This window comes from Streptomyces sp. NBC_01314, from assembly GCF_041435215.1.
In the GTDB taxonomy this organism is placed as follows: domain Bacteria; phylum Actinomycetota; class Actinomycetes; order Streptomycetales; family Streptomycetaceae; genus Streptomyces.
This window is the reverse complement of sequence record NZ_CP108394.1, coordinates 5,401,373-5,414,099: the sequence shown is the minus strand read 5'-3', so window position 1 is coordinate 5,414,099 and position 12,727 is coordinate 5,401,373. Positions and strand designations below refer to the sequence as shown.

The following is a 12,727-nucleotide window of genomic DNA, read 5'->3' as shown; positions in this document are numbered from 1 at the left end:
CGGGGCCCTGCCCACGTCAGCCCGAGGCCCCGCCCGCCGCCGCCCCGTACAATCCGACCCGCACCCGCTCGGCGGCCCGCGCGGCGAGCAGGATGCCGGTGTCGCTGTCGCCTCCGGACGTCACGACGGCGAGGACGCCTCCGACGCGGACGTGGACGACGTAGGTCGGATCACCGTCGTACTCGTCGCCCCCGGTCCGCCGAGTCGACTCCGACAGGGCCTCGTCGCCGAGGGCGTGGAGCTCGCGGGCCTCGTGATGTTCCTCGACCGGGGCGGCCTCCGTATCGACGGTCACGTCCGGACACGTTTCGTTGAGCAGACGCCTGATCCGCAGATACCGCTCGGCACGACCGCCGGGCAACGACACCAACTGCACGGTGACGACAGGGCCGTCCTCCGAAGCCCCGCCGAGTCGTACGGTCCGCTGGGCGCTGTCTCCCTCGAAGCCCCGCATCTCCGCGCGCAGGTCGTCACCGGCCGCACACGAGCTCCAGTCACCTCCGCCGTACCGACCGAACAGCCCCAGGTCCGTCGCGGTCACCCTCGCGCCCCTGCCGAACGCCTCGCCGGGCAGCAGCGCGGCCTTCAACTCGCGCTCGGTGAAGACCCGTTCAGGATCAACCTCACCGTCGACGCCGGCCGCCGTGGACGGTGACGGACCGTCCGACGGCCCCCGCGTCACAGCGGACCGCCCCACACCGGGCGCAGACCCCTCCGCACCACCGCACCCGCCGAGAAGGACGGCCAGCAGGACGACGGGCCCCACCACGCCCGCCCGCACGACGGCTCGCACGGCACCTCCCCCGCTTCGGCGGACGTCCGCCCGCCCCTAGACGCCCCGCGCACCCTTCGGAGCCGGCCCGGTGCTCCGCCGCCGTACGAGCCGCGTGGGCACCAGCGTCGTCCCGTGCTCCTCGCCCGTGTCCGCCTCTTCCCCGCTCTCCCGCATCTTGCTGAGCACCCCCGCCACACACAGTCGCCCCACCTCGGCGAAGTCCTGGTGGACGGTGGTGAGGGGCGGCAGGAAGGACGCGGCCTCGGGGATGTCGTCGAAGCCGACGACGCTGACGTCCTCGGGGACCCGGCGCCCGCGCTCGTTCAGGGCCCGCAGCAACCCGAGGGCCATCTGGTCGTTCGCGACGAACACGGCCGTACAGTCCGCCTGTTCGGCGATCCGCAGCCCGGCCCGGTACCCCGACTCGGCGGACCAGTCGCCGCGCACGAGGGGCGGCACCTCCCTGACGCCCGCCTCGTCGAGCGTGGCGCGCCACGCGTTCGCCCGCCGCTGCGCCGCGAAGGAGTCCTCGGGCCCGGCCAGATGCCACACCGTCCCGTGCCCGAGCTCCAGCAGATGCCGTACGGCGTCCCGCGCGCCGCCCGCCTGGTCGGTGTCGACGACGGTGTACCGGTCGCCGGCGTCCGAGTCGGCCACCACGACCTGCACACCGGGCGGCACCGACACGGTCGCCGCGTCGAGCAGATGGACCTCCATGATCACGATGACGGCGTCCACGGCCAGCTCCCCGAGCCGCGAGAACGCCCCTTTCACCTCGTCCTGCGTCGGCACGGCGACGGGCAGCAGCGTGACTGCGTACCCCTCCCGCGCGGCGGACGTGGCGATCGCGTCGAGCGTGCGGATGTTCCCGAGGGTGGAGAGGGAGAAGGTGATCACGCCGAGCGTCCGGAACTCCCCGCGCCGCAGCGCCCGCGCGGCACTGTTGGGCCGGTACCCCAGCTCCCGCATCGCGGCGAGCACCTGCTGCCGGGTGTCCTCGTTGACCCCGGCGAAGCCGGTGGACACCCGGGAGACGGTCTGGGACGAGACCCCGGCGAGCCGAGCGACGTCACCCATGGAGGGCCCTTGCCGGGGCCGGGCGGAGCGTCTCCTCGTACTACGACCGTCGGTCGCGTCCACCTGGTTCTCCCGACTCTTCCGGTTTGTGTGGCTCATAGGGCTAGTGCGACTCAAAGGGCTCGTGCGACTCGTACGGCTCGTGCGACTCTTGCGACCCGTCCGGCTGTTCTGGCTGCTCCGGCCCTTGCGGCGCTGCCGACACTTCCGGAACGACTTGTTGATCTCTTACGAATCCTTGACCGCCGCGATTCGGGCAGTGTAGACATCCGCCTCAGTGAATGTTTACGTAAACATTCACTGAGACAGACCATACGAGAGCGCGCCGAACCACCTCGAAGCACAGTAAACCGCTTCGCACCGAACCGCAGTAAAGACGCTTGGCGCCGAACCGCAGTAAAGACGCGTCGTACCGAACCGCACCACGGCTGAACGCCGGCCCCGATCTCCGTGTCTCGCAGGGACGCGCCACACGGAAGAGTTGGAGTACTCGAATGGCACACCGCACCCGTACGAGACGGCTCTTCGGGGCCATCGGCGTCACGGCCCTGGCCACCGGAACCGTCATGGCCACGACCTCCCTGCCGATGGCGCACGCCGACACGGCCGCCGTCGCCGCGGTGACGGTCCGCCCCGACCCCTCCTACAAGGGGGACAGCTTCGAGGGCTGGGGCACCAGCCTGGTGTGGTTCGCCAACGCCACCGGCGACTACCCCCCGGCGGTGCGCGAGAAGCTGGCCGACCTCCTCTTCGGCAAGGACGGCCTCGACCTCAACATCGCCCGCTACAACATCGGCGGCGGCAACGCCCCCGACGTCAAGGACTACCTGCGGCCCGGCGGCGCGGTCGAGGGCTGGTGGAACGCCCCGGCGGGCACCACCCGCACGGACGTCGACTGGTGGAGCGCCGACGACAAGAACGACTGGAACAAGGACGCCGACGCCACCCAGCGCTGGTGGGTCGACCGCATCAAGAACGACATCGACCACTGGGAGACCTTCAGCAACTCCCCGCCGTGGTTCATGACGGAGAGCGGCTACGTCTCCGGCGGCTTCGACTCCTCGAAGGACCAGCTGAAGGCCGACTCGGTCGAGGACTTCGCCAAGTACCTGGTCGGCGCCACCGAGCGCCTGGAGAAGGCGCACCACATCAAGGTCGACACCCTCGACCCCTTCAACGAGCCCAACACCACCTACTGGGGCACCAAGCTCGGCGCCGACGGCCAGCCCACCGGCGGCCGTCAGGAGGGCGCCCACATCGGCCCCGAGCTCCAGCAGAAGGTCCTCAAGGCGCTCGCCCCGGTCCTGAAGAAGTCCCGCTCGGACGCGGAGATCTCCGCGATGGACGAGACCAACCCGAGCATCTTCGCCACGAACTGGAACTCCTACCCCCAGGAGGTCCGCGACCTCGTCGGCCAGATGAACGTCCACACCTACGGCACCGGCCAGCGCACCATGGTCCGTGACCTCGCCAAGGCCGCCGACAAGCCGCTGTGGATGAGCGAGGTCGAGGGCGACTGGGGCGACGGCCAGAGCTTCACCGACATGCGTCCCGGCCTGGGCCTCGCCCAGCAGATGGTCAACGACCTCCGTGAACTGGAGCCCGAGGCCTGGGTGTTCTGGCAGCCGGTCGAGGACTACGACAACATGAAGCCGGGCGGCGAGTCCGCGAAGGGCGGCAACTGGGGTTCCATCCAGATGTCGTTCGCCTGCAAGTCGACGGACACGCTGAAGTCGTGCCCGATCTACACGAACACCAAGTTCGACACGGCCCGTAACTTCACGCACTTCATCCAGCCGGGCGACCGCCTCATCAAGACCGACGACACGTCGAGCACGGCCGCGGTCGCGAAGAAGGGCAAGAAGGCGACGGTCGTCCACGTCAACAGCACGACGGCACCGCGCGCGGTGACCCTCGACCTGTCCCGGTTCGGCGACGTCGGCAAGCACGCGAGGGTCACCCCGGTGGTGACGGACGCCGCCGGCAAGCTGATCCGCCAGAAGGCCGTGAAGGTCAAGGGCAAGAAGGCCACGATCACGGTCCCGGCCCAGTCGGTGACGTCGTTCCTGATCAGTAACGTCTCGGGCGTGGCCGCCTCCGCCGCCGAGCTGCAGGACGACCACACCTACACCCTGACGGGCGTCCAGAGCAGCAAGAACCTCTCCGTCGCCGCCGACGGCAAGAGCCTGGTCATCAAGACCCCGAACGCGACCAACCCGGCCGGCCAGCGGTGGACCCTGGACCGTATCGGCACCGGCCCGACGGACAACCGCACCCGCTACGTCCTGACGGAGGCCGCCTCGCACAAGCGCCTGGCGATCCGCAACGGCTCCCTGGTGGCCGAGGCCGACACGGGCACCCGCGACACCGCCACCCAGTGGATCATGTCCACCACGGGCGACTCCACCTGGACCCTGGTCAACGCGGCCACCGGCCAACTCACCGACGTCGGCGGCCAGTCCACGAACGACGGCGCCGGCGTGGGCCTCTGGATCCCCAACTCGGGCTCCAACCAGCGCTGGAAGCTGACGGACGTGACACCGGCCGGCTGACAGTACGGCCGGGCCCTACGGCCGACAAGGAAGCCCCAGGCACTGACCTGGGGCTTCTTCGTGCCGGGCGACCCGTGCGACCGAGCCGCCCGTACTCGTACGACCACTCGGCCCGGCAACTCCCCCACACGCGATCCGTCGTCGTCGCCCGAACCACCGTACGGCGGCCGGCCTTCGGGGCGGGATGCGGTTTCCTACGCTCGAAGAGGCGGTGAGGGCCGGATAGTGCCCTGTTCTCGTGGAGGGCCTGGGGCAGTTGGAAGAAGGCATCCCGCCCCCGGCCCCGCGAATTGCCGTATCGCTGAACCGCACCAGAGACCTCGGCGGCGACGGTGACCCTGCTGCAGGACACCGTCCTTGGCCACAGAGAAGGAAGCTGAAACGGGCAGCGGGACGGATCGGCTTCATCAGCTCGGCAAGAAGGCACATGTCGGAGCCGCGCAGCAGGATACGCGTACGCGTGGAGGAGAGGATCGCTGTGGGAATCGGCTACAAGACGTCCTGGCTGGCCGTGCCCGGCGGTGACAGCGGGCAGGTCGCCGACGCGCTCGGGTTGCTCACGCGAGTGACAATGGACTGGGAGGCGGGGACACAAGCGGCGTACCGGCGAGGCGTCTTCGTAGCCTCTCCCGTGGACGGCTGGACGCTGGCTCACGGCCGGATCCACCTCCCCGTCGGACTTGAGGACAGCGGTCCGTCCCTCCTGTCCTGGCTTCGGTCACTCGGCCGGCACCTGGGCGACCTGCAGTACTTCCGCACCGATCGCATCGGCGAGTGCCACGCCTGGGCGAGAGTGGAGGCCGGCCGAGTCGTCCGGGCCTACTGCTACGACAGCTCGGCCGGTGACGGACCCCTGCGACTCGGTGAGCCAACCGAGATCGAGCGCCGACTCGGTGTCGGCATCAGGGGGGCGGAAGAGGGGATGGCATCCTGGAACGAATCCGACTGGGACGACTGGTATGCCGACATGCCTTCCGAGAGGCACGTCATGGCCATCGCCAGGCAGTGGGGAATCTGTCCCCTCGACATCCCGGACGCGCCACCGGCGGGCGACGGCATCTATGGCTTTCCGCCCGGAGCCGAATGACTTCCGTTCGGAGTGAGGTGCGGGCGGCGTGCTGTGCAGCGTTCGGCCGGCTCTCGCTGGGTGCCGCTGAGCACTTCGGTGGGCGAGGGCTCGTGCTCGACCTCAGCTGTACCGGGTTGTGATCGGCGCGCCGCCAGGCAGGCCTACGCGCTCCCGCTGAGCCCGGGTGACCACCCGATGACGCCTTCCGCTTGGACGTTGCGCAAGGACGCTCCCTCGAACCGGGCACCGGTGACGTCGGTCAGCCCGAGCGGGGGCACACCCGTGTTCACGCTTCCGAACCTGGCGTCGGTCAGATCGGTGTCGCGCAGGTCAGCACCCCGTAGATCGCATCCGGCCAGGCTGACCCCGCGCAGTGAAGCCCCGCGCAGGTCCGCGTCGCTGAAGTCACAGAACTTGAACCAACACCCGTCCAGGGTGGCGTGGCGCAGATCGGCCCCGATGAACGAGCAGCCGGTGAACCGCAGCCGCGACGTGCGGGCCGAAGCAAGGTTCTGGCCGGTGAAGTCCTCACCGTTCACGGCCGCATGGCTGTGGAGCGCGGCGAGTCGTTGTCTCGCGGTCAGTGGTGTGGTCATGTGCGCCAGCGTGTCAGCCGGATCGGTGGCCGTCGCCCGGATTCCTGGGCCCGCTGGTTCACACTCGCGACGCCGGCCATGCCTTCCTCGCCCGGCCCACCGGTTCAACTGGTCCGCCTCATCGGTCGTTGGGAGTAGGTCCTGCGCCTCAGGCGTGCTTCGCGCCTGCTGGCTAGGGTCGGTCCTCATGGAGACCACGGGAATCGTTCGACGCCGGACGGCGGAGCGTAGGCGCGACGCTCTGGAGCGGCTCGTCACCGAGCGGGACGTATGGGTGTCGACGGCTCACCCTGATCACGGGCCGCACCAGGTGCCGCTTTGGTTCCTGTGGGACGGGCGAGCAGTGTGGATGTGCACCGGCGCCACTTCCGTGACCGCGCGGAACGTCCGCGAAGAGCCGCGCGTGCGCCTGGCGCTACCGGACACCTTCGACGTGGTGCTCCTCCAGGGTGAGGCGGAGTGCTTCCCGGACCAGGAGGTGCCCCAAGGCGCGGCGGAGGCGTTCGCCGACAAGTTCGGGTGGGATCCGCGCGTGGAAGAGGGTTCTTTTCTGTATGTACGCGTGGTCCCGAGGACTGTGCGCGCTTGGCGAGGCGAGCCGGAACTACGCGGGAGAGTCATCATGCGCGACGGGATGTGGCTGGAATAGCGGCAGTCCCTCGCCGACGCGCCTCTCCCGGATCACGATCCCAGCCGGGTACCGACTCGGCAGTCAGAGGGCTGCGGCGTGGGTGGGAGCCGGTGTGTCGGCGGCCGGCTCCTGGGCGGTCTGCCGCTCGGGGCGGCGCAGCATCGTGAAGGCGACGGCGAAGGCGATGACCAGGAGCCCCGCGCCCGCCGCGAAGGCGAGCCGGTAGCCGCCGGTCAGTGCCTCGGCCGCCGTCCGGCCCTCCGCCGCGAGGCTCTCGGTGCGGGAGGCGGCCAGGGTGGACAAGGCCGCGACGCCCAGGGCCATGCCGATCTGCTGGGTGGTGTTGAACAGGCCGGACGCGAGGCCGGCGTCCTCCTCGTTCGCGCCGGACATGCCGAGTGTGGTCAGCGCGGGCAGCGCGAGGCCGAAGCCCGCGGCGAGCAGCATGACCGGAAGGAGGTCGACGGCGTAACCGGCCTGCACGGGGACGCGGGCGAGGAGACCGAGGACGCCGATGAGGAGCACGATGCCCGCCAGCAGGACGTTGCGCTCACCGAAGCGGCCGTTGAGGCGGGCGGAGACGCCCAGGGAGACGGCACCGATGACGACGGCTGCCGGGAGCATCGCGAGGCCGGTCTCGGCGGCGCCGTATCCGAGCACCTTCTGGAGGTACAGGGCGACGAGGATCTGGAAGGAGAAGAGCGCGGCGACCATCAGGAGCTGGACCAGGTTGGCGGCGGAGACGCTGCGCGAGCGGAAGATCCGCAGCGGCATCAGCGGGTTCTTCGCGGTGGCCTGACGGACGAGGAACGCGGCGAGCAGTACGACGGCGAGGGCACCGAAGCCGAGAGTGCGGCCCGAGGTCCAGCCGTACTCCTCGACCTTGACGACGGTGTGGATGCCGAGCATCAGACCGCCGGTGACCAGAACCGCGCCGAAGACGTCCGCACCCGCCTTGAGGCCCAGACCGACGTCACGGGGCAGGACACGGACGGCGATCGCGAGGGCGGCGATACCGATCGGCAGGTTGATGAAGAAGATCCAGTGCCAGTTGAGCGCGTCGGTGAGTACGCCGCCGAGGACCTGGCCGATGGACGCGCCCGCCGCGCCGGTGAAACTGAAGACGGCGATGGCCCTGGCGCGCTCCCTGGGCTCGGTGAACAGCGTCACGAGGATGCCCAGGCTGACAGCGGCGGCCATCGCGCTGCCGATGCCCTGGAGGAAGCGGGCGACGATCAGTACGGCGGGCGAGGTGGCCACGCCGGCCAGCAGCGAGGCGGCGGTGAAGGCGGCGGTGCCGGCCAGGAACATGCGCCTGCGGCCGATCAGGTCGCCGAGCCGGCCGGCCAGCAGGAGCAGGCTGCCGAACGCGATGAGGTAGGCGTTGACGACCCAGCTGAGGCCGGCGGGGGTGAACCCCAGGTCGTTCTGGATGGCCGGCATCGCCACGGTCACGATGGAGCCGTCGAGGATGATCATCAGCATCCCGGTGGCGATGACTCCGAGGGCGAGCCGACGTGAGCGCGGGGCGGCGGGAGAAGCGGGTGATGGCGCGAAGCCGGATGCGGCAGGCATGCGGTCTCTCCTGTCAGTCGGGGCGACAGGAGAGACCGTAGCAGATGGTTTTGTTGCAAACTATTTCTTTCGGTCTTACTTTTGGCCTCACTCCTCCGCCTACCTGGCCTGGCGCGCCCGCCGGGCGGTGCGCGGGGCCTCGACGGGATTGGCCAGACCATCGCCGACCAGGCGCTTCAGGGTTCGCAGGAGGGCTTCCCTGTCCTCCTCGGGAAGGGTGGCCAGGGCGTCGCGATGCACGCGGTCGACGATCTTCTGACTCTGCCCGGCGATGCGTGCGCCCTCGTCGGTGACGGCGATGATCCGGGCCCGCCGGTCCGTACTGGAGGGGCGGCGCTCGGCCAGACCCGCCTTCTCCAGGGCATCCACCGTCACCACCATCGTGGTCTTGTCCATGTCGCCGATCTCGGCGAGCTGGATCTGGGTGCGCTCCTCCTCCAGGGCGTGGACGAGCACACAGTGCATGCGGGCGGTCAGGCCGATCTCGGCGAGGGCGGCGGACATCTGGCTCCGCAGGACGTGACTGGTGTGGTCGAGGAGGAACGACAGGTCCGGTTCGGTGCGCGCGGGCGTCATGGCGGTCATGTCTGCCAGCGTAGAGCAGATCGATCCGAGGCGGATTATCCGGAAGAGTCCTTAACGGGGCTCAAGCAGAGTGAGTGAGCACCCCTGCGCACTTGAGTACGCGTGCTCAGGTGGAGGCGCCGGCCTGCGCGGAGACTCGGCGCATGAGAAGAAACCCTGCCCCGGCCGGCACAGCTGCCCGCTCCCCGCGCCGCCCGTGGCCCACGCTCGCAGCAGCGGCTCTCGCGGCTCTGGCGCTCGCCGCCTGCGGTACCGAGAAGACAGACGCCGGCGGACCGCAAAGCAACCCCGCTGACACCGCCGGGGCCCGGCCCGACGCGGCCTTCACGAAGATGCTGAGCGAGATCGCGCAGCAGTGTCCCCCGAGCGGTCCGGCGGAGTCGCCCCCGAGCGGTCCGGCGGAGGTACCCCCGACCGGTCCGCCGGAGTCGTTGCCGTCGAGTCCACCGAAGTCGTTGCCGTCCGGTTCGGCGGAGTCGTTGCCGCCGGGAGAGACACCGCCGAGCGACGCGATCGAGCCGATCGCCCCCACGACGGGGCCGGAGGTGGAGTTGAACGCTCGCGACTGGTGCGCGGGCAACCACCATGAACTGCGCATCACCCAAGCGCTCTGGGATCTGGCGGATCCCACCCCCACCAAGGTCCGGACGGTCCTGAACGACCTCGGCTACATCGACGAGCGCATCCACGGCCTCAAGCAGTCCGGTACGACCACGCGGTTCTCTCTCGACCTGCGCGACCAAGGCGGACGGCTCTGCTTGGACGGCTCGGTGGCCGGCGAGGAGACCGTCGTCGACAAGTGCGTAGCCCCCGCGACAGGCCCGTTCACGCCTGGAGAACGGAAAGAGTGACCGCCGGCTTCCGTCTCCTGGGCGACGATGACAGAGACGTCGATGCTGTCGCTTCTCGTGAAGGCCGACGCGGTCGCCGGAGGCGGGGTACCGCCCCGGCGTCCGGTCAGCGGGTGGCGAGGAACTCGAGCGTGTCGATCACGCGGTTCGAGAAGCCCCACTCGTTGTCGTACCAGGCGACCACCTTGACGTGGCGGCCCTCGACGCGGGTGAGAGCCGAGTCGAAGATCGACGAGGCGGGATTGCCCACGATGTCGGAGGAGACGAGCGGGTCCTCCGAGTATTCGAGGACACCGGTGAGCGGCCCCTCCGCCGCGGCGCGGTACGCCGCCAGCACGTCCTCGCGCGTCACGTCGCGGGCGACGGTCGTGTTGAGTTCCACGATCGAACCCACCGGCACCGGTACGCGGATCGAGTCGCCCGACAGCTTGCCGGCGAGGTTCGGCAGCACCAGGCCGATCGCCTTGGCGGCGCCGGTCGTGGTCGGCACGATGTTGACGCCGGCGGCCCGGGCGCGACGGGCGTCGCGGTGCGGACCGTCCTGCAGGTTCTGCTCCTGCGTGTAGGCGTGCACCGTCGTCATGAACCCGTGCTCGATACCGGCGAGTTCGTCGAGGACCGCGGCCAGCGGCGCGAGCGCGTTGGTGGTGCAGGAGGCGTTCGAGACGATCGTGTGCACGGCCGGGTCGTAGGCGTCGTTGTTGACCCCGAACGCGAGCGTGACGTCGGCGCCGTCCGACGGCGCGCTGACGAGTACCTTCCTCGCGCCCGCGTCGAGGTGGGCCCCGGCGGCCTTGGCCGAGGTGAAGCGGCCGGTGGCTTCCAGGACGATGTCGACGCCGAGTTCGGCCCACGGCAGCTGCGCCGGTTCGCGCTCGGCCAGCACCGTGATCCGGCGGCCGTCGACGACGAGGGCGTCCCCGTCGACGGTCACCGGGCGCCCGAGCCGGCCGGCCGTGCTGTCGTAGGCGAGCAGCCGGGCGAGAGTGGCGGGCTCCGTCAGGTCGTTGACGGCGACGATGTCGAGGGCGCTGTCGCGCTCCAGCAGTGCGCGCAGCACATTGCGCCCGATGCGGCCGAATCCGTTGATGGCGATGCGAGTCATGAGTGAGGTCCCTTCCCTTCCACACCAGGCTCGCGCGCGGCCGACGCCGCTGACAGTGGCGGGATCGCCATGGTTCAAAAGGATCCCGCCACACCCGTACATGCGGCGTTGGGCGGGTTACTCGCCCCGCGTGAAGGTGCGCCGGTACTCGCTCGGTGTGGTGCCGAGGATGCGCTGGAAGTGCAGGCGCAGGTTCGCGCCGGTGCCGAGCCCGATGTCGGCGGCGATCTGTTCGACGCCGCGCTGCGAGCGCTCGAGCAGTTCGCGGGCCAGGTCGATGCGGGCGCGCATCACCCACTGCATCGGCGTGCAGCCGGTCTCCTCGACGAAGCGCCGGGAGAACGTGCGCGGCGAGACCCCCGCCTGCCGCGCCAGTATGTCGAGCGTGAGGGGCTCGCCGAGCCGGTGCAGCGCCCACTCGCGGGTGGCGGCGAACCGTTCGCCGAGCGGTTCGGGGACGCTGCGCGGCACGTACTGCGCCTGGCCGCCGCTGCGGTAGGGGGCCGCGACCAGACGCCGGGCCGCGTGGTTGGACGCGGCCACGCCGAGGTCACCGCGCAGGATGTGCAGGCACAGGTCGATGCCGGAGGCGGCGCCGGCCGAGGTGAGCACGCTGCCCTCGTCGACGAACAGCACGTTCTCGTCGACCCGGACGAGCGGATGCCTGGCCACGAGGGCCCGCGTGTAGTGCCAGTGCGTCGTGGCGCGCCTGCCGTCGAGCAGGCCCGTGGCGGCGAGCGCGAAGGCGCCCGTCGAGATGGCGGCGAGCCGCGCACCCCGGTCGTGGGCGGCGATCAGTGCCTCGACGACGGCCTGCGGCGGGTCGTCGCGGTCCGGGAACCGGTAGCCGGGGACGAAGACGATGTCGGCCCACGCAAGTGCGTCGAGGCCGTGGGCGACGTAGTACGCGAGGCCGTCGCCGCCGGTCACGAGACCGGGTGTCGCCCCGCACACCCGCACCTCGTACGGCATGCTCGCGCGGGTCGTGAATACCTGCGCGGGAATTCCGACGTCGAGCGGCTTCGCACCCTCGAGCACAAGGACGGCTACGCGATGCGGGCGGGGTGCGGGCACGTGAAGAGGCTACGTGGGGCTGACGTCGACACGCCCCCTGCGCGGACCGGGCGGACGACACCCCGGCCGGGCCGTCTTCCACGAGCGAGAGTCAAAACCTCGTGATCAGTCCCCCGTGGCGTCATGAGAGCACGATGGCAGGCGCCGTCAGCACCGTCCAGACTGCCTTGAACTGCCCCGTGCACCTCTGCGCTGAGCTTCAGAAGTACCTACTCGCGCAGGGGCTTCGTAGTTCGGAAAAGGGCGTGCGGCCTCACCGAGATCCTTGCCGCCAAGTCCGTGACCGCAGCCGCGAGGTCGAAGTCGACCACCTGCACGTCCATCTGCCGCGCGTGCCCAAGACGCCCGCCGGTATCCGCACCACCGACCCCGAGCAGGAGACCGCACGATGGCATGGGGAACGTGCTGAGCTGCTGGTGCAGGTCGGGGTGGTGGCGGCGACGGGGCTGGCGAAACCGCGGTGACCCCGGGTGGTCGGTTGAGACGCGGGTGGTCGGCCGAGAGCTGAGCGCGACCGGCGGCACCCGGTACGGCAGCAGGGCCCGGACCGCGCGTCGCGGTCCGGGCCCTGACCCGTGCCGCCCCGCGGCGGCGGTACATCAGCGGCGGTACGTCAGCTCTGTGCGGTGTCGTCGCCCGCCTGCCCGGTGCCCTCAGCCGCGCCTGTCTTCTCGCGCATCTTGCGCACCAGCTCCGCCTTCTGGTCGGCTGCGCCCTGGCGGTCGAGGTTGCGGTGCGGACCGTTGTTCTGCCGTTCGGCGCGCGACAGCTTCTTGCGCTGGCCACCGCCCATGCCCACGGGGTTGTTGATGTTCTTGCTCACGGTCACGGGTTCTC

Annotated in this window: 13 protein-coding genes; 5 read left to right on the top strand and 8 right to left on the bottom strand. The window is 70.3% G+C overall.

All coding sequences use genetic code 11. The features are described 5' to 3' along the window. Window positions 1-16 precede the first annotated feature (16 nt). The gene (locus OG622_RS23780; RefSeq protein WP_371578649.1) at window positions 17-793 is read right to left on the bottom strand and encodes a hypothetical protein; all 777 of its coding nucleotides are present in this window, start codon (window positions 791-793) and stop codon (window positions 17-19) included. A gap of 36 nt (window positions 794-829) precedes the next feature. Further along, window positions 830-1,852, bottom strand: coding sequence for a LacI family DNA-binding transcriptional regulator (locus tag OG622_RS23775; RefSeq protein WP_371578648.1), 1,023 nt, complete (start codon window positions 1,850-1,852; stop codon window positions 830-832). Window positions 1,853-2,346: 494 nt separating this feature from the next. On the opposite strand from OG622_RS23775, the gene OG622_RS23770 reads away from it, so the two are divergent. Continuing rightward, window positions 2,347-4,404 (top strand): RICIN domain-containing protein, encoded by a 2,058-nt coding sequence (locus OG622_RS23770; protein WP_371578647.1) that lies wholly within the window; start codon window positions 2,347-2,349, stop codon window positions 4,402-4,404. A 427-nt stretch (window positions 4,405-4,831) separates the two neighbouring features. Then, the gene (locus OG622_RS23765; protein ID WP_371578646.1) at window positions 4,832-5,491 is read left to right on the top strand and encodes a hypothetical protein; all 660 of its coding nucleotides are present in this window, start codon (window positions 4,832-4,834) and stop codon (window positions 5,489-5,491) included. Window positions 5,492-5,634: 143 nt separating this feature from the next. Here the strand turns inward: OG622_RS23765 and OG622_RS23760 are convergent, their stop codons facing one another. After that, a complete protein-coding gene (locus tag OG622_RS23760) occupies window positions 5,635-6,069 on the bottom strand; it encodes a pentapeptide repeat-containing protein (protein WP_371578645.1) in 435 nt (144 codons plus the stop codon). Between the two features lie 187 nt (window positions 6,070-6,256). Here OG622_RS23760 and OG622_RS23755 point away from each other — a divergent pair, with 187 nt between their 5' ends. After that, window positions 6,257-6,718: a pyridoxamine 5'-phosphate oxidase family protein gene (locus OG622_RS23755; RefSeq protein ID WP_371578644.1), complete on the top strand. Its 462-nt coding sequence runs from the start codon at window positions 6,257-6,259 to the stop codon at window positions 6,716-6,718. 63 nt (window positions 6,719-6,781) lie between these two features. Here the strand turns inward: OG622_RS23755 and OG622_RS23750 are convergent, their stop codons facing one another. Then, a complete protein-coding gene (locus tag OG622_RS23750) occupies window positions 6,782-8,275 on the bottom strand; it encodes a DHA2 family efflux MFS transporter permease subunit (protein ID WP_371578643.1) in 1,494 nt (497 codons plus the stop codon). A gap of 99 nt (window positions 8,276-8,374) precedes the next feature. After that, on the bottom strand, window positions 8,375-8,860 hold the full coding sequence (locus OG622_RS23745; RefSeq protein ID WP_371578642.1) for a MarR family winged helix-turn-helix transcriptional regulator: 486 nt from the start codon (window positions 8,858-8,860) through the stop codon (window positions 8,375-8,377). Between the two features lie 143 nt (window positions 8,861-9,003). Here OG622_RS23745 and OG622_RS23740 point away from each other — a divergent pair, with 143 nt between their 5' ends. Continuing rightward, window positions 9,004-9,711 carry a hypothetical protein gene (locus OG622_RS23740; protein ID WP_371578641.1) on the top strand — a complete coding sequence of 236 codons (708 nt, stop codon included), beginning with the start codon at window positions 9,004-9,006 and terminating at the stop codon, window positions 9,709-9,711. Window positions 9,712-9,817: 106 nt separating this feature from the next. Here OG622_RS23740 and gap read toward each other — a convergent pair whose 3' ends face one another. Beyond that, window positions 9,818-10,816, bottom strand: coding sequence for a type I glyceraldehyde-3-phosphate dehydrogenase (gene gap, locus OG622_RS23735; protein ID WP_371578640.1), 999 nt, complete (start codon window positions 10,814-10,816; stop codon window positions 9,818-9,820). Between the two features lie 117 nt (window positions 10,817-10,933). Next, on the bottom strand, window positions 10,934-11,890 hold the full coding sequence (locus OG622_RS23730; RefSeq protein ID WP_371578639.1) for a GlxA family transcriptional regulator: 957 nt from the start codon (window positions 11,888-11,890) through the stop codon (window positions 10,934-10,936). Window positions 11,891-12,024: 134 nt separating this feature from the next. Between OG622_RS23730 and OG622_RS23725 the strand changes: the two genes are divergently transcribed. Next, on the top strand, window positions 12,025-12,354 hold the full coding sequence (locus tag OG622_RS23725; protein WP_371578638.1) for a hypothetical protein: 330 nt from the start codon (window positions 12,025-12,027) through the stop codon (window positions 12,352-12,354). 149 nt (window positions 12,355-12,503) lie between these two features. Here the strand turns inward: OG622_RS23725 and OG622_RS23720 are convergent, their stop codons facing one another. After that, window positions 12,504-12,719 (bottom strand): DUF6243 family protein, encoded by a 216-nt coding sequence (locus OG622_RS23720; RefSeq protein ID WP_371578637.1) that lies wholly within the window; start codon window positions 12,717-12,719, stop codon window positions 12,504-12,506. Between the last annotated feature and the right edge of the window lie 8 nt (window positions 12,720-12,727).